Annotated in this window: 16 protein-coding genes; 8 read left to right on the top strand and 8 right to left on the bottom strand. The window is 46.1% G+C overall.

Annotated elements, in window-relative coordinates; genetic code table 11:
• Positions 1-325 precede the first annotated feature (325 nt).
• Complete coding sequence (locus AZI87_RS04845) at positions 326-1951, top strand: response regulator (protein ID WP_063205265.1); 1626 nt, start codon at positions 326-328, stop codon at positions 1949-1951.
• A 4-nt stretch (positions 1952-1955) separates the two neighbouring features.
• On the opposite strand, the gene AZI87_RS04840 is transcribed toward AZI87_RS04845, so the two are convergent.
• The 4 genes from AZI87_RS04840 to add all read right to left on the bottom strand — a co-directional run bounded on the left by AZI87_RS04840 (position 1956) and on the right by add (position 8276).
• Entirely contained in the window at positions 1956-5165 is a 3210-nt protein-coding gene (locus AZI87_RS04840) for a beta strand repeat-containing protein (RefSeq protein ID WP_063205264.1), read from the bottom strand.
• A 155-nt stretch (positions 5166-5320) separates the two neighbouring features.
• Positions 5321-6601 (bottom strand): homogentisate 1,2-dioxygenase, encoded by a 1281-nt coding sequence (hmgA, locus tag AZI87_RS04835; protein ID WP_063205263.1) that lies wholly within the window; start codon positions 6599-6601, stop codon positions 5321-5323.
• Between the two features lie 68 nt (positions 6602-6669).
• On the bottom strand, positions 6670-7260 hold the full coding sequence (locus tag AZI87_RS04830) for a DUF6624 domain-containing protein (protein ID WP_063205262.1): 591 nt from the start codon (positions 7258-7260) through the stop codon (positions 6670-6672).
• A complete protein-coding gene (gene add, locus AZI87_RS04825; protein WP_081112129.1) occupies positions 7257-8276 on the bottom strand; it encodes an adenosine deaminase in 1020 nt (339 codons plus the stop codon). The genes AZI87_RS04830 and add overlap by 4 nt, the downstream gene beginning before the upstream one ends.
• Before the next feature lie 66 nt (positions 8277-8342).
• On the opposite strand from add, the gene AZI87_RS04820 reads away from it, so the two are divergent.
• Positions 8343-10382, top strand: coding sequence for a transketolase C-terminal domain-containing protein (locus AZI87_RS04820; RefSeq protein ID WP_063205261.1), 2040 nt, complete (start codon positions 8343-8345; stop codon positions 10380-10382).
• A gap of 111 nt (positions 10383-10493) precedes the next feature.
• Here the strand turns inward: AZI87_RS04820 and AZI87_RS04815 are convergent, their stop codons facing one another.
• Positions 10494-10982: a chemotaxis protein CheW gene (locus AZI87_RS04815; RefSeq protein WP_063205260.1), complete on the bottom strand. Its 489-nt coding sequence runs from the start codon at positions 10980-10982 to the stop codon at positions 10494-10496.
• Between the two features lie 275 nt (positions 10983-11257).
• Here AZI87_RS04815 and AZI87_RS04810 point away from each other — a divergent pair, with 275 nt between their 5' ends.
• The 5 genes from AZI87_RS04810 to AZI87_RS04790 all read left to right on the top strand — a co-directional run bounded on the left by AZI87_RS04810 (position 11258) and on the right by AZI87_RS04790 (position 18375).
• Positions 11258-13273: a chemotaxis protein CheA gene (locus tag AZI87_RS04810; protein WP_063205259.1), complete on the top strand. Its 2016-nt coding sequence runs from the start codon at positions 11258-11260 to the stop codon at positions 13271-13273.
• Positions 13270-14139, top strand: coding sequence for a CheR family methyltransferase (locus tag AZI87_RS04805; RefSeq protein ID WP_063205258.1), 870 nt, complete (start codon positions 13270-13272; stop codon positions 14137-14139). Before AZI87_RS04810 ends, AZI87_RS04805 begins: the two co-directional genes overlap by 4 nt.
• Positions 14140-14157: 18 nt before the next feature.
• Entirely contained in the window at positions 14158-15216 is a 1059-nt protein-coding gene (locus tag AZI87_RS04800) for a protein-glutamate methylesterase/protein-glutamine glutaminase (protein ID WP_063205257.1), read from the top strand.
• A gap of 187 nt (positions 15217-15403) precedes the next feature.
• Entirely contained in the window at positions 15404-16201 is a 798-nt protein-coding gene (locus AZI87_RS04795) for a S1 family peptidase (protein ID WP_063205256.1), read from the top strand.
• A 62-nt stretch (positions 16202-16263) separates the two neighbouring features.
• Positions 16264-18375, top strand: coding sequence for a prolyl oligopeptidase family serine peptidase (locus tag AZI87_RS04790; protein WP_063205255.1), 2112 nt, complete (start codon positions 16264-16266; stop codon positions 18373-18375).
• Positions 18376-18403: 28 nt separating this feature from the next.
• Here AZI87_RS04790 and AZI87_RS04785 read toward each other — a convergent pair whose 3' ends face one another.
• A complete protein-coding gene (locus AZI87_RS04785; protein WP_063205254.1) occupies positions 18404-19465 on the bottom strand; it encodes a hypothetical protein in 1062 nt (353 codons plus the stop codon).
• A gap of 210 nt (positions 19466-19675) precedes the next feature.
• Between AZI87_RS04785 and AZI87_RS04780 the strand changes: the two genes are divergently transcribed.
• Positions 19676-20416: a hypothetical protein gene (locus AZI87_RS04780; protein ID WP_063205253.1), complete on the top strand. Its 741-nt coding sequence runs from the start codon at positions 19676-19678 to the stop codon at positions 20414-20416.
• Here AZI87_RS04780 and AZI87_RS04775 read toward each other — a convergent pair whose 3' ends face one another.
• Positions 20417-21175 (bottom strand): cyclic nucleotide-binding domain-containing protein, encoded by a 759-nt coding sequence (locus AZI87_RS04775; protein ID WP_063205252.1) that lies wholly within the window; start codon positions 21173-21175, stop codon positions 20417-20419.
• A gap of 137 nt (positions 21176-21312) precedes the next feature.
• Positions 21313-22512, bottom strand: a complete 1200-nt coding sequence (locus AZI87_RS04770) for a poly(A) polymerase (RefSeq protein ID WP_253696450.1) — start codon at positions 22510-22512, stop codon at positions 21313-21315.
• Positions 22513-22635 lie beyond the last annotated feature (123 nt).

Here is a 22635-nt window from a genome sequence, read left to right as displayed (position 1 = left end):
TACAAAGTGTTTGGCTGATAAATCCTGTTTAAATTGTAAAATGGTAACGGTGTAATTTCACAAAAAATATGGGCCATGTACGCGAACGCACTTGGTTGGGCTTCGATTAGTTTCGAATACAGAGCGAATCTTAACTGTATCATAAAATTTCCAGAAATCTTTTTACCGGAACTTGTTCGCGAGGAGCACACGCTATGTTGTTTGCTTTGGATATTCTAAATAGGTTGTGTTAAGTCCTTTACCAAGATTCGATATTAAAAGAATGAGATCATTTTCAATAGCACGTCCGCGGGATCACCATTCATCGAATCAGGGGAAAAGTTGCATGGAGAAAACCAAGCTACTCATCGTGGACGATCATCATGAGAACATTTTATTTCTGTCTCACCTGATTTCAGGCGAAGATATTCAAGTTCTTTCAGCGAAAAGTGCGGAGGAAGCACTGTCGCTATTGATGAACCACGACTTCGCCTTGGCGCTTATGGACGTGCAAATGCCAGGGATGAGCGGATTTGAACTCGCGCGGCTGGTTCGGGCTTTGAAAAAGACCCGTCATCTTCCGATGATTTTGATGACCTCGCGTCAACAAGACCGCTCTGTTCTTTTTGAAGGATATGATACGGGCGCGGTGGATTTTTTATTCAAACCTTTAGATCCTCATGCAGTCCGCAGTAAAGTTCGCACATTTGTACTTTTGGATCAGCAACGCCGTCTTTTGAATAAACAAGTTCAAGAGATGGAGTTTCTTAAGAAGAAAGCTGAAGAGGCCAACGTAGCTAAAAGCCATTTCTTAGCCAATATCTCTCACGAGATTCGCACACCCTTAGGGGCGGTTTTAGGATTTGCCGACATTCTGTCTCAAGATAAGTTGAGTGACTCTGAAAGAAATGAATTTCTGGCAGTCATCCGACGAAATGGAGAGCTTTTGCTGCGCCTTATCGACGATATTTTAGATCTTACAAAGATCGAAGCGCAGAGACTGGAATTTGAAAAGAAAGAATTTTCTTTGAAGGATCTTTTAAAAGATGTCGAAGCAAGTTTGGGATTTCGTGCGACTGAAAAAGGTATTTCGCTAAAGATTCAGTCCTGCGATAGAAATCTGACCTTTGTTTCCGATCCTTTGCGAATTAAGCAGATTCTTTTTAACGTTATTGGTAACGCTATTAAATTCACCACCAAGGGACAAGTCGATGTTCAAGTTCGTGTTGAAGACGCGATCTTGGAACGCGAATCCTGTGAAGCTCGTCGTGTGACTTTTACCGTGCGGGATACGGGTGCGGGTTTGACAGTGGATGAAGTTCAAAAGCTCTTTAAACCTTTTGCTCAAGCCGACGTTTCAACTGCCAGACGCTTCGGTGGGACGGGTTTAGGTTTGGTGATTTCTCAGCAGCTCGCGCAAAAGCTGGGCGGGGACTTAAAGCTGATTTCTTCTGAAGTTCAGGTCGGTTCTGTTTTTGAAATCACTCTTGTTTTGGATACAGTTGAGGGAGCGCCCCAAGTACGAACACCTGTGGTGTCGCATTCGGATATAGCTTCTCACTCGTTAGAAGATAAGGTCATCCTGATTGTCGACGATGTCAGTGATAACAGACTTCTTATTGATCGTTATCTTCGTCCTCATAAAGTTCGACTGCTTCAAGCGGGAAGTGGTGTTGAAGCCTTAGAGACAGTTTGTGAGTCTCACGTGGATTTAATCCTCATGGATATACAAATGCCTTTAATGGATGGGTATGAGGCTGTGCAACGCATTCGTAAGCTCGGTTATGAGGGGCCTATCGTTGCGCTTACGGCTCACGCGATGAGAGAAGAAACCATGAGATGTATTAAAGCGGGCTTCGATGCCGTTTTAACAAAGCCGACACGTCGGCAAGAATTGGTCGCAGTGATTCAGTCTTGGCTCTCGGAAGAACCTTTGGGTCATCAATCACGTCAGCCAGAACTTTTGCAGTGAAATACTAATCCGTTGGGAAACTAGTTCCATCCAGACATAGCCAGGTGGCTGTGTTTGCTATCCAAGGTCTAAAAGTTCCATCCGTGTAGATCCAAGCATAAACGGCCACCGCCGTTCCTGCCGTGCCAGAATAAGCCGTCAGATTTAGCGTCATATTCGTCGTCGGCCTGAATCCAACTGGAAATGTGAAGGCCGCGTTTCCCCAGGTTCCAGGAGCCATACATCCGCGAAGATAAACTCGAGCGTCTTTTCCTTTGCGATAGCCCGGAGCTGCAACGCCTGCGATGGGATAATAGGCGGCCCACGAATTTGTGAAAGCGGTTATGTCCGTCCAAGCATTGTTGACGATTTGGCCAGAAATTTTGACGTCTCCGGTAACTTCCAAAGCGGCCGATGGTGAAGCGGTTTTCACACCGACATTACCTGAATTATCCACGCGAAGCCCATTAGAAGTTCCATCCCCTGACACCCAGTGCGAACCCAAGTTGATATTCTGGGTGGCGGCGTGATTTCCAAGATTGTCGGCTCCGCCACCGCCGGGACCTGAAGGAACAAGCTCGGTCGCCATAAAGTACGTGTTGTAGTTTGGAGTGACTTGGCCGGCGCCGATATTGTCGTCGCTGATACGAACGTAAACTGTCTGATCCGTCGCCGGAGTGTAGATTTCAAGAAGAGTGGACTTAAAGCCGTACGCACCCACTGAGTCGGGTTCATCTGTGTAAGCGGGGGCACCAAAGGTGGTGGTGCCATTGTAAAACACATAGCCGAGGTATCCATTTCCATCGCTCTGATACGTATTTAAAGAAGCTTCAAGACGATAAGTGACTCCGGCTTTAAGATTGATCCCGTTACTTGTGGTGGTCATTCCGTTATTTGCCGTGGTTAAAGAGAAAGCGACAATAGAGTTTTGATCAACAGTTTGATAACCCGCCATGCCCCGTTTCATATACTTCGGTGATCCATTTAAAGAAAACCAGTTGGCGCCATTGTAGTAGTCGACGGTGTTGTCGTCGGTATTATAAATAACCAATCCTTGAGGAGCTCCCGTAATAGCGTTTCGTTGCGCACGAGTCATACGTGGGGGAAGAAAGCCCTTTGCTGCAGAAGAAATTTCTAAAAGAGCCGAAGTGTGAGGAGTGGTGGTGCCAATTCCCACGTTACCATCGGCAGACACGGTCACTCTCGTTTGATTGTTAGTTTCTAGATTCAATGCAAAGCCATCATTAGTTCCGAGGATGGCGTCGGCAGAAAAAGAATTTCCGGCATTAATAAAAATCGACCCCGTAGTGAAAGCGGAACAAGTCATCATGCCCGTGGCGTCGAAAGAAACCAATTGCCCAACAGCACAGTTGAAAGTCGAAAGCGAGGAACCAGTTCCATCAGAAGCGATCAATCTGTTGGCTGTGAAAGTGCCCGTCCCTGTACCACCCTTTGTGACGGGAACTGTTGAAGGAAAGTTGGCGGGATCCGCGCTGATGGTACCTGAAGAAACAGCAATACCAGCACCCACTCGAACGGCCCCTTTGGCGGCGGTCGTTGCATCACTGATTGAGATCACGGGTGTGCTTGTTCCGGTGGCTACGGAAATAGGAGCTGTCCCGCTGACATTGGTTACCGTGCCATAAGCAGGGGTGATCCACTCCAGACCGGAAGCCGCTGCGGAATTGGCAGAAAGTATTTGTCCGTTAGCGCCCACAGGAAGGCGAGAGTTGTTGGTGTCGTTGCGAACAAGAATATCACCTTTCGCAGTCAGAGGGGAAAGCGCATTAAAAGCGGCCAAAGTCGAAGTCTGTCCCGTTCCACCATTTGCAATGGGTAAAGTGCCTGTGACTTCCGTCGCAAGATTGATGGACGAACCATTGCTGGCCGCCGTTAAGCGCCCTTGAGCATCCACAGTGATATTTGCGCGAGTGTATGAACCTGCTGTGACGGCGGTATTCGTAAGAGATATTGTTCCCGTTCCTGTAATCGGTCCACCGCTAAGCCCGGTTCCGGTAGAGATATTGGTGACTGTGCCACCGCCGTTATTATCGGCTGCGGGTGCCCATTTTGTGCCGTCGTATTTTAGAACTTGGCCTGAAGTTAAACCCGTCGTATCGACATCAACGCCTTTGATTCTATTTACAGAGACGGAACCTATCGTCCCGCTGACATCGCCATCAACCGAAACATTGATGGACTGGCACTGAAATCCTAGCACGGCACTCCAGTACATGGTCTGATGAGGCAAGCAGCCCGCCGAAGTGACATATCCGTCGAAAGTGGATTTCAAAAGATAATTATTCAAAGTCGAATTTAAATTTGTCACATCGCTGATGTTGATACCGGCACCGGTCCATTGAGTGCCGTCAAATTTCAAAAACTGATTTGAAGTCGGTGTCGTATTTGCAATGGGTGTATTTTGAATTCTTGCGACAGAAGGGTTTGGGTAAGTGCCGCTCAAATCTCCACCGGCGGCCCCTTTGGGAACGCGGGAATCGCTAAGGCGAGCGTCGTCGCCCGCGGCAACTGTCCCGGCAGTCGTGCCAACATTTAAGGTCACTTGGGGAGTTGAGGTGTTATTAACAATCGTTACATAAGAGTTGGTGGACGTCACTGTTGTCACCGTTCCACCGCTTGCTCCGCTGACAGGCGCACAGATAAGTGCAGAACCATTCCATTTCAAAAATTCATTGGCGGCACAAGTAGGAACTCCAGTCTTTACGACGAAGTCATTCTCTGTTTTTGTTCCAAGCTTTTCTGCTGAACGTGCGTAAGCCGCATAGGGAACGGTGCGAATTTCATTGGAAGGCGAAATCACTCTCCATCCGGAGCCATCATGAAACTGAACTTTCAAAAGACGGATGTCCCCGGCGCTGGGAACATAAGGTGCTCCTCCGCCATAACAGTTTTGAGCTTGAGAATTATTGAACGAGTCTAGAAGTGTAAAAAGAGGGTCCGTCGGAAAGAGTTTGTTGCCTGATCCAATCGGGACATCAAAGACACCGCGAGAGTTCAGCAGGCTCACGCCATCTTTTTGTTCGCGATAGATAACACAATTTCCATTGGGACTCGTGATTTCAAAGAGGAAGCTGACATTGTTATGTTCTAAAGGTTGGCCATTCACATTCAGGATGCGACCCTGGTATGTCAACGCATTCGGCGAAGCCTGTGCGTGATTAGATGTGGCCAGCACAAAGCCAACTATGAAAAACAAGAACGTACAGAAGTTCATAAGATATGAAACTTATCGGCTACTTAAGACGTATTATTAAGTTTTTCTGGTTATTGCGTGTCTTAGAACGAAACATCAAAGTGGGATGGATGGTAATTCGATCTCTGAGAGGACTTGGCGGCAACCCGATGTTTCAAGGTTGCCGCGGCTTAATATTACTTAAAATTCTTTTTAAAACTTTGCCAGCAGTCTTGGTAGTCTTCTTGAATGAAACCTTTACCCATCGCGAAGTCTGTCACCATGTACGGTGCGCGCGATTCAAACATAAAGGCCATCGTATCGACGATCTTGTGAGGTTTAAGATCGACCTTGCTCGCTTTTTCAAAAGCATCCACGTCAGGTCCGTGTGCAGAATAGAAGTTGTGCAAACTTCCACCGCCCGGGACAAATCCTCCTGCCGTTTTTGCGTCGTACTCACCATAGATTAAACCCATGTATTCGCTCATGCAGTTTCTGTGGAAGTAAGGCGGACGGAAGGTGTGTTCTGCGACCATCCAGCGTGGCGGGAAGATCGCAAAGTCCACATTCGCTGTTCCTGGTGTATCACTTGCTGACGTAAGCACAGTGAAGATGGAAGGATCTGGATGATCGTAACTGACCGTATTCACCGTGTTGAATTTACGAAGATCATATTTGAAAGGAACATAGTTTCCGTGCCATGCAACGACGTCTAAAGGAGAATGTCCCATCTCCGCCGCCCACAAGTCGTTGTTGAATTTTCCGATCAATTCAAAAGAACCTTCTTTGTCTTCAAATGCCGCGACCGGTGTTAGGAAATGACGACGGTGTGCCAAGCCATTGGCGCCGATAGGTCCTAACTCGGGAAGACGGAAGGGTGCGCCGAAGTTTTCACCGATATAGCCTTTGCAGTTTCCTCCCTTTAACGGATTCACTTGCATCTTCATTCCGCGAGGAACTAGAACGATTTCTCCTGGCTCGGCTTCAATAATTCCTAATTCTGTTTTGATTTGTACGGAACCGGCTTGCGGTACGAAAAGAAAATCGCCATCGGCGTTCATGAAGTACTTATTCCCCATCTCTTGATTGAAGGAATAAAGATGAACATGAAGGCCGCGTTGTTCGTAAGCAGAGCCATTGCCGCACACAGTGCGAATGCCTTCAATGAAATTTCCAGCCGTGTCGTTTGTGGCATTCCAGCGCATTTGATTGGGATTGATATGCTGAGGTTTAAAAAATGTTTTTTGTGTTAGCTCTTTAAGCGGCTTAAACGCCTTGTGCATCACGGAAGGGCGAATGCGATAAAGCCAAGTATACATGTTGTGATGACGAGGAGCTGTGAAGGCGGAACCACTGAGTTGCTCTGGATAAAGCCCTAATGGAGCGACTTGCGGAGAGTTTTGTTCTAAAGGAAGCGCGCCGGGACGAGCTTCTGACGAAAAGTGATTACCAAAGCCTGATAAGTATTGTGTTTCCATAGATAGAGATAATCAGGCCAGAGCTTTGTTAGTCAACTTGGAAGTAGGATGACAGGCTGAGCCTCCTCCTAGGTTAGAGAGCGCCAACCTGTTTTGCGCGTCCATTCCAGAAACTCTTGATGGCGCTTAGCAGGGTCGGGCGGATGGTATTCTCCGTCCCGAGGTGTCACAACCAAACTTTCCAATGGCGGAAGTCCCATTTGATGTCGGCGTTGATTTAATTTATCTGGATCTTCCACTTCAGTGATTCGCAGAATTCCGTTTTCGTCCCAGTCAGCATTGGTGGCATAGACTTGTTTACGGCCCTCATAAAAACGAATGCGATCCACAAGAATCGCGACATAAGATTTGGGCACCTTGTTTTGCTTAGCAAGATCGACTAAGACCTGTTCTTGGGCGCGCATAAATTCAGGCAAGCTGATCGCATGCAGGACAATTCTTAAAGCGGCGACACAGGCATCTTCACCGACCTGATCTATAGTGGGAAAACCTTTATTGTCTTCGATCAGTTTTTTCAGTTTATCGGCGTTACGCAGATGCACTTTTTCCATGGCGGGATGATAACCGTGAAACAACTCGCCTGTGCTGGCCAGGACTTCGCGGGTGGCTTCGTCTTCGCGGATCAGGTGCAGAAGTTCTTCTTTTAACTTTTCGTTCATCCAAAGAACTCCGACATAAAGCGATTTTTTTCGGCTTCAGGAAAGAAACTGGCATCAAAAGAAACTTGATTGCAGCGTTTGAAATCTTCTTTGCTGAACCCATGAACACGATGAAGAACTTCATAGTCGTCACTTAGCTGGGTTGCAAAAACACCGGGATCATCCGAATTGATGGTTACGAGAATTCCTTGCTCCATCAGTTTGCGAATCGGATGCTCTTCGTAGGTTTTAAAACTCTGGGTCAGGTAGTTACTGATTGGGCAAACTTCCAAAGGAATCTTGCGGTCGCGAACGAAGTTCAGCACGTCGGGATTGTTAATGATCTGAATCCCGTGACCGATGCGTTCGGCTCCTAAGATCTCAATACTGTCCCGAACCCAACTGGCAGAATTTGGCGCCTCTCCAGAATGAACCGTGATATGCAGTCCGGCCTTTTTTGCTTTTTGAAAAAGCGGAGCAAAAATTTTTGGATCAAATCCTTCTTCATTGTCGGCAAGATCCAAAGCCAAGAAACTGTCTTTGTGGTCAATCGCGAAATCTACGACTTCTTCGGCCACTTCATAAGGTTTGATCCTTTGAATAATACAAATAAGTCCGATGGCCATGGGATATTTCTTGCGAGCCATCTCGATGCCTTTATGCAAAGACTTGTGAATCTTTTCGTAAGTCAAAGATTTGTGGCCGTCGGCGATAAATGTGGGAGCATAACGAAGCTCTAAAAGTCGTATGCCATCGTTGTAAGCGTCTTCGCAGGCTTCAAATGCAATGCGAGTCAGGATTTCTTCACTGGCTAATACTTTTTGCGCATTCAGGAATTTGTTTAGCACCGAGCCCAGGTCTTTCATGGGACCTGTGATAAGAAATTGATCTTTTTGACCTTGAGTCGTCTTTGCTAAAGGAATCCCTACCTGCGGGGCCAGTTCGATGAGTGTACTCCAACGCACTGAGCAGTCCAGATGGCGGTGTAACTCCACCTTTAGGATGTCGCGAATATTATGGGAATAAAGTTTTTCCATTTAACGCTCCCGGTAAGCAGCCCCTGCGCTTTACGCGGCTAGGCCCTTAGAGTAAAACTAGATCTTATGACAGAACCCATCCAAATCAAAACAAAACTCGCGGGCAATCCTTCACAGGAGCCTCAATTTAAAACCTATGTCAAAAGCAAAGACGGACGCCAAATTCCTGTGGCGGATCCTCGCGCAACGCGCGTGCTTGTGTCTTTGATGGACATGAATGCCGTCCTCGGCGGAGCGGCTTCTCACTACGGTGGACCTGCTGCTTTGGCAGAATTAATGTCGGCTCTTCACGGCCATGTTTTCGACGTTTCTTCTCGCGTGAGAAAACAATGGTACGACATGTTCCATTTGATCAATGATGCTGGTCACTGTGAAAACGGTTTGTATGCTTTGAAAGCCAACTACGGCATGGCGGGTTTGACTTTAGACAGTCTTAAAAAATTCCGCTCTATCGAAAGCGGATTGACAGGTCACGGTGAAGTTCATTGTTTCCCTGAAGGTGTATTCATCTCGAACGGTCCTTTGGGTTCGGCTTTCCCGCAATCACAAGGTGTCGCGATGGGTGAAGCTATTGCTGGCACAAACCGCGTGACGGTGACAACGATTTCTGATGGAGCCTGCATGGAAGGAGAGGCGAAAGAATCTTTCGCCGCTATTCCAGGCCTGGCGCAAAAAGGAAAGATGGGTCCTTTCGTTTTGATCATCAGTGATAACAACACAAAACTTTCTGGTCGTATTGACGCCGAGTCATTCTCGATGACGCCGACATTTGAGTCTTTAAAAGCTTTGGGATGGAATGTGATCACTTTGCAAGAAGGTAACGACTTGCAGAAATGTTACGACACTATCGTGAATGCGATTGAAACAGCTCAGGCAAATCCAAAAATGCCTGTCGTCATTCATGCAAAGACGGTCAAAGGTATCGGAACTAAGAAAACCATCGAGTCTGCTTCCGGTGGTCACGGGTTCCCTTTAAAGAGCCCAACAGAACTTGCGGCTTTCTTGGGTGAGATCTATGGCGGTGAAGCCCTTCTTCCCATTTACAATATGTGGATTGATGAACTTCATAAGTGGGAAGCTGAAATCAAAGCTAGCGGAGTCAAAGATTCGGGTGAAAAAATTCAAACGGGTGTTTCTGCGGCGATGATTCGCGCTCGCAAAGCGGGTCTTCCTGTATTGAGCGTGACTTCGGATCTTCCGGGTTCCACGGGGGTCGCGGGTTTCCGTAAAGAATTCCCTCATGACTCTTTTGATGTGGGTATCGCAGAAAGCAACATGGTTTCAACAGCGGCAGGTCTTTCTAAACTAGGTTATATCCCAGTTGTTGATACCTTTGCGCAATTTGGTGTGACGAAAGGGGCCTTGCCTTTGACGATGGGGGCGTTATCTGAAGCGCCGATTATTGCGATCTTCTCCCACACTGGTTTCCAAGATGCGGCCGATGGGGCTTCTCATCAAGCGTTGAGCTATATGGCAATGGTTTCATCAATTCCTCACGTGGACGTTTATTCGTTGTCTTGCAGTGAGGAAGCTGATGCTTTGGTTTATGCAGCTATCGAGAACTTCGCAAAAGCTCGTAAAAATGGTGAAGTGCCAAATTCTTCGATTTTCTTCTTAGGCCGTGAAAACTTCCCTAAGTCATATGTAACACCAAGTTCTTACGACTTAAGAAAAGCGCAAATTCTTATCGATACAACGTCTGGTAAGAACGGCAAATGCGTAACGATTGCAACGACGGGTTCATTGGTGCCGCAAGCTTTGAAAGCGGCGCAGGACCTTGAAGCTAAAGGCGTGGGTGCGATTGTTGTCAATTCAGCTTGTGTAAATCACATTGATGTCGCGACTTTCAAAGCTTCTTTAGAGAAAACGCAAAGTCAATTGATTACGGTGGAAGATCACCAAGTGATTGGTGGCTTCGGACAAATGCTGACGCATGCATTGTTGCAAGCCGATGTGGCTACGTTGAAAGTGAAAAGCTTAGGTGTGCACGGAGAGTTCGGACAAAGTGCCTACACGGCGATGGATTTGTACCGCAAACACAAAGTGGATGCCGGCGCAATCGTTGAAGCAGCAGGCGGTTTCTTTCAAAAAAGCCAGGCTTGGTAGTTTTTTAAGTTTGTGTTGATAACTTAACACAAATGCGAGCCCGCTCATTTCAAAATAAAAAACCCGCAGTTTCCTGCGGGTTTTCTTTTAGATCTACTTTTAAAGTATCTATTAAGCAGCTTCTGAGTGAGAGTATTGAGCCATTGTGCCCATTTGCTCTGATGAGAATGCAGAAACGATATCCACAAGGATAACAACTTTGTTATCAACCTTACCCATACCGCGAACGAAAGACATTGCATTTTCGTTGCCAAGCACTGGAGAAGGCTCGATTTGGTTTTCTTGAAGATCTACAACCTCTTTAACAGAGTCTACGATCATGCCCACTTGACCGATTTCAGTGTCGATCACGATGATGCAAGTGTCGCGTGTAGTGTCTTGTGCAGACATACCAAACTTCACACGAAGATTTACTACAGGAATGATTTTACCACGAAGGTTCATCACGCCTTTTACATAGTCTGGTGTACGAGGAACAGGAGTGATTTCACCAAACTGATTGATTTCACGCACTGTTTCGATAGCCACGCCATATTGTTCAGCCATCAATTGGAAAGTTAGATATTGGCCGGGTTTTGCTTTCATAGATACATCGCTCATTGTAATTGCCTTTCAAGTAGTAGAAATAAAATCACTCAAACAACTCTTCGAGAAAAATGGCTTTGAACTTTAAGAGATTTTGTTGCTGGACCTAATTAAGTAAAAAAGTTAACAAAGTCACATTTTGGACCACTCAATCTGAGACAATGGTCGGGTGAATGTGAGGAACTTCGTCCCCCATTTTATTTTGTCTCATTCTGGACTAACGACGGAAACAGAAGAACCCTCTATCGTCCGATAATTCCTTGTGATTTTTATATGATAATGGAGCGCACATGAGCGGTGATAATTCCTTTTTTGAAGAACTGCAGATGGATTTTTTGAACGAATCTGCGTTCATGCTTGAGCAATACGAAGAATACATGATGAGGCTGGAAAACAGTCAAGATCCTGCAAAAGACCTTACGGACATCTTCCGTGTGGCGCACTCGGTGAAGGGTGGTGCTGCGGCAGTAGGGTTGACGGATCTTTCTAAGTTCGCGCACGTGATGGAAGACCTTTTAGATCTTTTGCGTTCGCGTCCAGAGCTAGTGAACTCCAATGTAATTTCGCTTCTATTAACATCTGGTGACGAATTGAAAAACCGCATTGCCTTTTTACAGCAAGGAAAAACAGGCGCGTGGGATCCGGCTGAACTGAAAGCTCAGTTGATTCAAATCACCGAAGAACTTTCTGGCAAACAATCTTCGCATAGCAAAGAAGCCGCCGCTCCGGCTCATGATGAAGTGAAAGAAGCTGCTCCAGATGATTTCTTTGCAGCGGCCGCTCCAGTTGCGGAAGCCGCTCCTGAAGATGATTGCACTAATCACGAATTACTTGCAGAGCTTCTTGGACAATTGTCCCCTGAAGACCGCGCTGAATTTGAAGCTAAAGAAGCAGAACAAAAAAAGGCGGCACCAGCTCCTGTCGCTACAGCTTCGGCGCCTGCGCCGGTTGTGGAAAAGCCCGCGTTGAAAGTTGTGGCTTCTCAACCAGCTCCGAAAGAGTCAAAGCCTGCAGCCAGTTCTGCTACGGCAGCATCGGACTCTAACGGTGGCAATAATAAAGGTAAGTTAAACGGAACTATCAAAGTTGACACCGGTCGCGTGGACTCAGTTCTTGATGCGGTCGGCGAGCTTGTGGTTCTTAAAAATCAGCTTGTGCATGACGAGACGGTTCGCAGTGGCGTGAACTTGCGTCTTGAAGGCATTGTCGATCAATTGGATAAAGCTGTGCGCGAGTTGTACGAAAAAACTTTGAGCATTCGCATGACGCCGCTAAAATCCATGTTCATTAAAATTCAACGTATCGTTCGAGACGTGTCTTTGACTTTGGATAAACCGGTTGATTTGCAATTGATTGGTGAAGAAACAGAGGTTGAAAGAACCGTTTTTGAACTTCTTGGCGATCCTCTCGTTCACTTGGTTCGTAACTCGATGGACCACGGGGTGGAAAAGAAAGAAGTGCGCTTAGAACGTGGTAAACCCGCGACCGCGAAAGTGACCGTATCTGCAAAACAATCAGGCGGTAACGTCACGATTGATATTACGGATGACGGTGGCGGTATCAACCGTGAAAAAGTATTAGGTAAGGCGATTGAAAAGGGCTTTGTTCCGCAAGGAGTGGATCCAGCGACAATTCCGGATGAACAAGTTTATCAATATATCTTCTATCCCGGTTTTTCGACGGCAGATAAGATCTCAGATCTTTCCGGTCGAGGTGTTGGTTTGGACGTTGTTAAGTCAAACCTTGATAAAATCAATGGTAAGATCAACATCTATTCCAAAGCGGGACAGGGAACAACGTTCCGCCTGACAATCCCCCTAAGCACGGCGATCACGGACGGTATTATTGTAGCTCTAGATGGGGCTCGTTACATCCTTCCGATTCATTCAATCCGTGAAATCGTGCGCGTTCTTCCAAAGGACTACACGAATATTTCTGGTGCGGGAAAAGTGGCGAGCATTCGCGGTCATTTATTGCCGGTGATTGATGTCTCAAAAACTTTGGGTTCGATCAATTGGAGTTTGAATAAAAAAGATCAACAATTGGAAAAACGCCGCGAGAACTCTTTGAGTGCGCGCCGTGAAGAAACAATGTTGGTGATTATTGAGTCTATGACCGGCCAAATGGCGTTCCCCGTGGACGACGTTTTAGGACAGGCTCAGGTGGTTGTGAAACCAATCACGACAGGTCAAGACATTCCAGAAGTCGCGGGCGCCGCGATTCTTGGAGACGGCCGTACCGTTCTAATTTTGGAACCGGGGGCTTTAGTGAATAACGTAGCTAAGGGTCGGGAGATGGCGGCATGACGGCTGTAAAAAAGAATGAATTAGTAGGATCTCTTTACGATTTTGAAGAGATCAAGCTTTCAGATAAAATGTTTACGAAGTTTGCTGAGCACATGTATCAATTGGCGGGTGTGGACCTTCCGTTGACGCCAAAGAATCATGCACTCATCCGCAATCGCATCGTGAAGCTTTTAAGAAGACACTCTTTGAAAAGTTACGAAGAGTATTGGACATTATTAGAAAAAGGCGGACCGGACTTAACGTCTGAATTTATTTCGGCGTTGACGACGAATATGACGTCTTTTTATCGCGAATCGAATCACTTCGATTTCCTTCAAAATATTATTCCTGAGCTGGCAAAAAAGTTTGGCTCGGACATTCGCATGTGGTGTGCCGCCGCAAGTACGGGCCAAGAGCCCTACACAATTGCGATGACAGCCTGTGAAGCTTTGGGCGAGACTTCATCTACAAAAGTGCGTCTTTTAGCAACCGACATTGATTTGCAGGTCTTAAAGAAGGCCTCTGTTGGTACTTATGAAGAGCGCGAAATGCAAGGTCTTCCTCCAGCTCAAAGAGTTAAGTACTTTGAGAAGGTGAAAGCCAATGGCGACGAGTTTTTCAGGGCCAAGGATTCTATCCACAAGATGATTCGCTTTGCTCCCTTCAATTTGATGAATCCCAAGTACGAATTTCAGCATAAGTTTCACGTGATCTTTTGCCGTAACGTCTTGATTTACTTTGATGAGCAGACCACGAAAAAGGTCATTGATAATTTGGTATCTTGCTTGGCGCCGGGTGGCTATTTGATTTTGGGCCATTCTGAGTCTGGAAACGTTAAGCATACTGGTTTGAAACCCCTTTCCAGAGCTGTTTACCAAAAGCTTTAACCAGTAAAGGCCCCATTTATGGCGCAAAAAATTCGTGTTTTAATCGTTGATGACTCTGCGGTGATCCGTAAGCTCTTGGAAAAGATCTTCAGTTCTTCTCCGGATATTGAGGTCGTGGGTACCGCTTCAGATCCTTACATCGCACGTGACAAACTGGTGGCTTTGAAGCCCGATGTAATGACTTTGGATGTTGAGATGCCTCGTATGGACGGCATCAGCTTCCTAGAAAAAGTCATGCAGCACTTTCCAACGCGGACGATTATCTTTTCGAGCTTAGCTAAAACGGGTTCGGAAACTTATTTGCGTGCGTTGGAAGCGGGCGCGATTGAAATCATGGAAAAACCTTCCATTGACGTCAGCCAAAGCTTAGAGACGCTTTCACACTCGATTATCGAGAAAGTGAAAGCGGTTGCGAAGGCCCGCATCAATCCCGTGAAAAAAGTTGTGACGCCGGGAGCTCCTGTTCAAAAAGTGGCGACGTCACTGGCGCGTACAACGCATCAGTTGATCGCAGTGGCTTCTTCAACGGGTGGAACCGAGGCATTGAAAGTTTTTTTGTCGGGAATGCCAGCGGATATTCCTGGTACTTTGATTGTTCAACATATGCCGCCCGGATTTACGAAATCTTTCGCGGATAATTTGAACAACATGTTTCCTTTTGAAGTCAAAGAGGCTCAAGAAGGCGACCAAGTCGTTCCGGGTCGTGTATTGATCGCTCCAGGAAACTATCATATGGAAATCCATCGTAGTGGTGCCTTCTATCACGTGAAGCTTCATCAAGGGCCGGCATTGCACAGTGTGCGTCCTGCCGCAGACTATATGATGAAGTCCGTCGCGAAGTACGTAGGTAAGAATGCCTTGGGAGTAGTTTTGACGGGGATGGGTAAAGACGGTGCCGAAGGTCTTCTGGAAATGAAGAATGCCGGTGCTTACACTGTTGCTCAGAACGAAGAAACCTGCGTCGTGTACGGAATGCCCGCGGCGGCCGTAGCTTTGGGTGCGGCCGACAAGATTCTTCCTCTCGATAAGATTGCCGGCGATCTCTTGAAACAAGTTCAAGTTAGAAACGCTGCTTAATGAAAAGAGCCCGCAAGGGCTCTTTTTACTTTCCTCCTTTATTCGCACTCGACTTTGCAAATGTTTCATCTTTTGGGCGAAAAACGGGGTGTTTCCGACAGATTTCCCACAAAAGTGTCAACCAATAGCGTGGTTTCTGAAATTCAGATCGGCTAAAAAGGCTTCATCAAAACGAATGAGGTTTTTTATGAACAAGACATTTCTTATTTCTCTTTCATTCTTGGCGCTCACTGCATGTGCTCCACAGAATGATATTTCAACGATCCAATCTCCTGACACAGCTATTGTAGGTGGCGATAAAGTCGAAGCGAACACCGCTATCGGTCGTAGCACTGTAGGAATTTACGAAGCAAAATTGGGATATATTTGCTCAGGAACTCTTGTTGCTAAGAATTTAGTCCTGACTGCTGCGCACTGTGTGGACCCGAAAGCCAAGGACCTTGTTGTCTTCTTCGCGCAAGAAATGAAAAAGGCTTCTCAAGATCAACTTCGTCGCGTCACAGGAGCGATTGTTCACCCTGACTATACAGAAGAAATGAAAGAAGCGGATATGGCAGATCTTGCATTAATTCGCTTTGAAGGCGAAGCAGCTCCAGGATTTGTTCCTGCACCGATCTTGTTTGATGGTGGACATCTTTATAACGGCACAAAAACTATTGTTGCTGGTTATGGTTTAAGCTGGACCATTGCGCTTAAGCGTGGCGCCGGAACTTTAAGAACAACCGAATTAAAAATTGATAAGGCCCAATATTCTCGCACGGAAGCGATGTTGGGTCAGTCTGTGCGCAAAGGTATTTGCAGCGGAGACTCTGGCGGGCCTGCTTACCTTGAGATCAACGGACGTTTGCATGTGTGGGGCGTAGCTAGTCGTGGTGACTCATTGCCTGGATTCTTAACTCCAAAGTGCATGCTCTTTTCCGTGTTCACTCGGGTTGATGCTTATCAAACTTGGATCACAGATTCCATGGCAGAGCTGAGCCGATAATTGTAGACCGTCGGACGGCTTCCTTTTAATATCAAGACTCTCGGAAACAAGGGAGTCTTGATATGACATTATCGAAATACATTCTGCTATTGCCCTTTCTTCTAGTGGCTTGTAAAACCAATACCATGCAAAAAGAAATGGCGAAGCCCTACGAAGCAGAAGACAAGTATCTTTGGTTAGAAGAAGTCGAAGGCCCAAAGGCTTTGCAGTTCGCCAAAGAAGAGAATAAAAAAACTCTAGATCATTTCAAAAAAAATCCTCTGTTCAAAACTTTAGAAAATGATATTCGCAAAATTCTTCTGGCGAAGGATCGCGTTCCAGGCGTCAGCCTTAAGAACGGCGAACTTTATAACTTCTGGCAAGACGAAAAGCATGTCCGCGGCCTTTGGAGAAAAACAACTCTTGAAAGCTACAAAACCGCACAACCCAAGTGGGACGTGATTATAGATGTCGATGCGCTGGCTAAAAAAGATGGCGAAAATTGGGTTTGGAAGGGCGCTTCCACATTACCGCCTCATCATGACAGAGCTTTAGTGTATTTATCTCGAGGCGGTAAGGACGCGGTTGTTGTTCGTGAGTTTGACATGAAGACAAAGCAATTCATCAAAGGGGGCTTCGAGCTTCCCGAAGAAAAAAGTGATGTCTCTTGGAAGGATGAAAACACCGTTTTAGTAGGAACTAATTTTGGTCCCGATTCTATGACGAATTCTGGGTATCCTCGTATTGTCAAAGAATGGAAACGTGGGACTTCTTTAAGCGAAGCCAAAACAAAGATCGAAGGTGTGAAAGAAGACATGTCGGTCTATGGGTACACTCAGTTCACGCCGGAAGGGACCTACACTTTCTTTACAAAACGTGTGGGATTTTACGAAGGTGTGGATTGGTACGAACTTCCTGATGGAAGTCGAGTGGAAATTCCTATGCCTCACGATGCGGAATTTAATGGCGTCTTTAAAAATCAGTTCTTATATCTATTACGTTCCGATCTAGGCGGATTTAAAGAGGGAAGCCTGGTGGCTTTACCCGTGGATAAAGTCGGTTTGGGTAAAAACGCGCATAAATTCTTGCAACTTATATTTGCTCCGACACGGACTCGTTTCCTGCAAGGAGTGTCTTCTTCAAGGAATTACCTTTTCCTGTACACGATTGATAACGTGCTTTCCAAAATCGTGAAGGCGTCATTTGAGGGCGAAAAGTGGAAGCTTGAAAATGTCGAGCTCGGCGGAAATGGGATGGCTTACGTCACTTCAACAGAAGATGAAAGTGATACTTATCTGGCTCAGTACGTAGATTTCTTAACGCCTTTTTCAACCTTCGTGGGAAATGCGGCGGATCCCCAGAATAAATTAGAACTTATTAAAAAGTCTCCAGAAAGATTTAATCCTCAAGGATTGAAAATCACTCGTCATTTGGCGACAAGCAAAGACGGAACCAAAATTCCGTATTTCATGGTGGCCAAAGAAAATATCAAGTTAGATGGAAAGAACCCGACACTTCAGTATGGTTATGGTGGCTTCGAAGCTGCGATGCAACCGGGGTATCTAGGTTCTATTGGCAAAGTGTGGTTAGAGCGTGGCGGCGTTTATGTTCTGACAAATCTTCGTGGTGGAGGAGAATTCGGTCCCGCTTGGCATAAAGCAGTCTTAAAAGAAAATCGTTATAAGGTCTATGAAGACAATATCGCTATTTCCGAGGACTTGATTGCTCGCGGCGTGACGACTCCACAGCATTTAGGAATTTCGGGACGCTCTAACGGAGGCCTTTTAACTGGTGCGACGTTCACCCAACGTCCTGATCTGTACAGTGCGGTGATCGTGGGCGTTCCACTTTTGGATATGCTCCGTTATCACAAGCTTCTAGCTGGTGCGAGTTGGATGGACGAATATGGAAATCCTGATGATCCCAAAATGCGTGAAGCGATTTTAAAATATTCTCCTTATCAAAACGTGAAGGCCGAAACGAAGTATCCGGAAGTCTTTTTTATGACCAGTACAAAAGACGATCGCGTGCATCCAGGCCATGCCAGAAAAATGGTGGCTAAGATGCGCGAACAGGGTCATCCGATTTTCTATTACGAAAATATGGAAGGCGGGCATGCCGGAAACGCCAATATCGAACAAAGTATTCTTTGGAACACCTTAGAGTACACTTATCTCTGGGAGAAACTGAAATAGGTCAAGGCACCGGAAGGTGCCTTTTTTATTAGAAGACGTGACTGCAGTTTACAATCTGGTTTTTTCCGCCCAGAAGATTTCTGAAATAAGAAAGCACATTGGTTTTCACCATCGCTAGCGCAGGCAGGGTGGCCTTTAGGCCTTCGCTGCGGAAAAGATAAAAACGTGTCGCCTCATTTTGGAAAACCAAGATGGCGCCAATACCTGGAGGAAATGACATTCCCGTTGAAGCAGCCCAACCAAACTGGTTCGGACCTTGGCGGAAAACACCCGTTAAGCCACCGTATGTAACGCTGTTTTTCTGAGTCGCAAATTTATCCGGACGTTGTTCAAAGACCAATCCATAAGTGCCGGCGGCCGAAACCTCAGCTACGCCAGTTAATGTGGATTTCAATCTTTCAACGTCCATGAAAAGTTCAAAGACGAACTTACCTTTACCAGAGCCATCCACTTTTCTTCCGAAAGAGGCACCAAAACCTAAAAGATAAACGAAGCCCCCCGATTTAGGGACGTAGCCACCCAAGCCGCGGTTATTCATGGCTTCAACCATTTTGCGAGGTAAAGCCAAGCCACCTGAAAGAGAAAACATGACTGTTCCCATTTTCGCGTTACTGCGCGAAACGGTGTGTGAACTTTCATAAAAACGGTTGTTCAGCTCTAAAAGAGCTTTATTGATCTTTGCTGGAGAGATGCGGAAGAAGGCCAAAGACTTTGCAAACTTATTCAAAAACGCATTCTTCTTTGCCAAGAACGAAGCAATTTCTGAATCATTCAGCTGTAAAACCTTCACAAGATCATTTTCGTTGCGGGGGCCATTCCAGATTTCAATTTGCTCTTTGGAAGGTTCGCGATTCATGTTGTCGCGGGCTTCACGAATGAAAGCCTCACGATCAAAATCCTTAACGGATTCCTTCACTTCTGAAGGATCTAGTTTGATCTCTAGGCTTTCAGTTTCAACCACGGCCTCGCGGGTTGGTTTGTCCTCAAAAACCAATAGGTTTGTGTCTTCATCCATGGCCTGCGCCGAAGAAATGAACGACAAAAGTAAAATGAAGGTCACATAAAAAAACTTGTGGTTCCGGAAAGCCATAATCCACCTCAACATAGATTCTTAAAGCAATCCGTGGACCTGCTCACAAGGCTTATAAGCTGTAGCGAGTGTCTAGGGAATGCTTAGACTCTTTGAAAGCAACGGAAATTGGCACAGACGCGAAGCTTGAACAGGCAAGGTCTTAGTAAACTCGGTGCGGACGCGCGCGGATTTTGCATCATATAAATATATATCTTTGGGAGTATCATTTTGAGACAGTTGCGCTCTTCAATCATAGTCTTGGCACTTGCGATCATGGCGACACCCACATGGGCCAACGTCACGTGCTCCTCCGTTTTCGAAGATGCCGCGTGGGTGATCACCACACGAGTTGAAAAGAATAAATTCGCAACCAGTCGGGATCTCTGGGAATACAAGTACATGTTACACAAAGATTTTTCGGTCAGTTTAAGTCGACTCACACCCAGTCAGCATTGGGTGGACCTAGGCGCGGGCAAAGCCAACGCTCAGATCGATTATCTGAAATCGTTTTCTAACTCTTCTTCCGCTGCTTCCGCTACAGCGGTGGCCTTCAAACTGGATCGCTGGTTTTCGCCGCCAAAGTTTGACGGGAAATTGCAAATACGTGAAGGGGCTTTTGAATCTCAGAATACTTCTCAGTGGAAAAAAGCAGATTTAGTGACGGATGTTTTCGGAGTCGTTTCTTACACTCACGATCTTCATACATCCCTGCAAAAAACATTTGATCTAATGAACGTGGGCGGAGAGTTCTATATTCACGCCACAAACTTCGCGACAAGCATTCGTACGCCAGAAAGAAATTTAACCATAACGGACTTTTTAGAAAGTATTGATGGCCTTAAAGTCGAAGGGCGTTTCGGCACTATCAAAGTAACAAAACTAAAAGAAAATGTGCAGATTCCGCGACTGCGCTTAATTAAATTCAAAGACGATGCTCCGCCTTCGAGAAGTTTTGAATTGCTTCCGTGATTAACCCGTTAAAGCTTTATTGGCTTTCTTAAGTCGCTGAGAAAGTGTTTTCACCAACGCCTTAGCCCATGAAGGGCGCGTGAAGATCACATTTTCAATGGCGCTATTAGGAATAGCAATAAGCTCTACTTCAGTGATGGCTTCTACCGTGGCCGAGCGTGGATCTTGGTTGAAGTGACCCATTTCTCCGACAAACTCTCCCGCCATGATTTCACCCAGCATGATGCGATCGCCTTCGTTATCCAGGCAATAAGCGCGCAAGCTGCCTTTTTTCACGATGTAAGCCAGTTCGGTGCGATCGCCCTCTTTAAAAAGAACTTCGCCTGGTTGTAACTGCTTTAACTCGTATTGCTGTTGTGGGTTTTCTTGTTTTTTAGGTGAAACGATTTTTGAAATACAGTCAATCACGGCTTGTTCACGATCGGGTTCCGTCAAAAATTGAATGCGGCCCGAGTTGACTTCGTGATGGAAGATATCGTGATCTGCTACGTAGGACATGATGACAATAGAAATGTCGTCATTATTTTTTTCTTTTAAAATCTTGCTGACGATATCAAAACCCGAACCTTTAGGGAGATACTCATCTATCAGAATGGCCTTGGGATGAACGTTGTCCAGTTTGTACTTGGTCTCAAACCACTCAGATCCGTGAAAGACTGTGCAGTTTGGAAAATTGCGGGTTAGAATATCGGTGCAACGCTGGATGCGCGTTTTATCTCCGCTGACGATCAAGAACGTGTTCTTTTTTTCCTGCCCCATCGCTAAAACCTTCCCTAATTAAACCCAGTCTCTGTTTGAGACCCGGTCAATGGCGAGACAGTACTATTATCATATGGGAGTTTACGCTCAGCAAGTTTCGGAGCTAAAAACGAAACAACACGTTTTAATTTGAGAAATTAATGATGGGATTCCTCGGAAGAAGCCTTCACCGGCATTCCGCCACGGTACTTTTCCACTTGCTGCAACCAATAGTGCATTTGCGAAGCCGACAAAGAGTAATCCATAAACGCCAGTTTCATCGCCAGACCGAAACCTTCGTTGTGAACAAAAGCCATCTGTCTTCTTTCACCTTTGCGCGAATAGTTTTCGATACGATGAAGACCCTGCATAATGTGCAAAGCTTTAAAGAAAATGGCGCCCTCTTGTTTGAAGATGCCCATTTCTTCACGCATGAAGTAAGCAAGTTTTGGATCATTCAGGATTTCATCGTGGTTCCAAGGCTCTTCACCGTACTTCGCCTTCATAAATGCCATCATGAAAGCTGCGAATAATTCGGTGGAATCATCTTTGTTAATGCCCGCTGAATTCATGCGCGCTAAATGGATTTCAAAGATTTCCATTTGGTGCGGATCCATGAAGACAGAGTTCAGGCCCGGAAGAATTTGCTCTAGGATGTGCAAATCGAAAAGTTCCATGAAAGCCAAGTGCGGCTCTTTAAGACGCAAGAACTTCAACCACTCTTCACGACGGCGAGGCAGAACGGATTTTTTTAATTCAGGGCTGCATTCGGCGATCGCAGAACGCATCGAGGACTCAATAGAAAAATGCAATTTATGAGAAAGACGGATCGCGCGCAAAATGCGAATCGGATCTTCAATCAAGCGACCTTTCGGATCGCCGATCATGCGCAGAACGCGATCTTGGATATCTTGAAGTCCGCCGCAATGATCGATCAGTTTGTGTTGAACGGGATCATAGAAAACGGCATTGCAGGTAAAGTCGCGGCGTTGCGCATCCTCTTCGGAAGTTCCGAAATAATTATCGCCCTCAACCGAATCGTCTCCAGTCGAAATTTCTTCGGCTGTGACGTTGCGACGGAAAGTCGCGACTTCAAACTGGTGATCGCCCCGCTTAACCAGAACAAGTTTGAAACGGCGTCCGATGACATAGGCATTCGGTACTTTTTTACGAACTTGATTGGGAAGGGCGCTAGTCGCGATATCAAAGTCTTTTGGATGAATGCCCACAAGCAAATCACGCACGCAGCCGCCGACCAGGTAAGTCTCAAAGCCAGCATCCTGCAGGTTGCGCACAATTCTTAAAGCATACGAATCAATCCAGTCCTCATGGAGCTGGGGTCTTTTTTGGGGCATCATTGACGCTGAATCTATACCCCTTCGCATCAAAATTCAAATTGGAATAACAAAAACTCGCAACAAAGGCTGTGGAACTTAAGTCCTTGAAATAATTAAGGGAGGCTTGAATGCCCAAGGGCCTCG

The sequence above is a fragment of the Bdellovibrio bacteriovorus genome (assembly GCF_001592745.1).
Lineage (GTDB): Bacteria > Bdellovibrionota > Bdellovibrionia > Bdellovibrionales > Bdellovibrionaceae > Bdellovibrio > Bdellovibrio bacteriovorus_B.
Note: the sequence above shows the minus strand (reverse complement) of the source record. Positions and strands in the feature narration are given on the sequence as shown.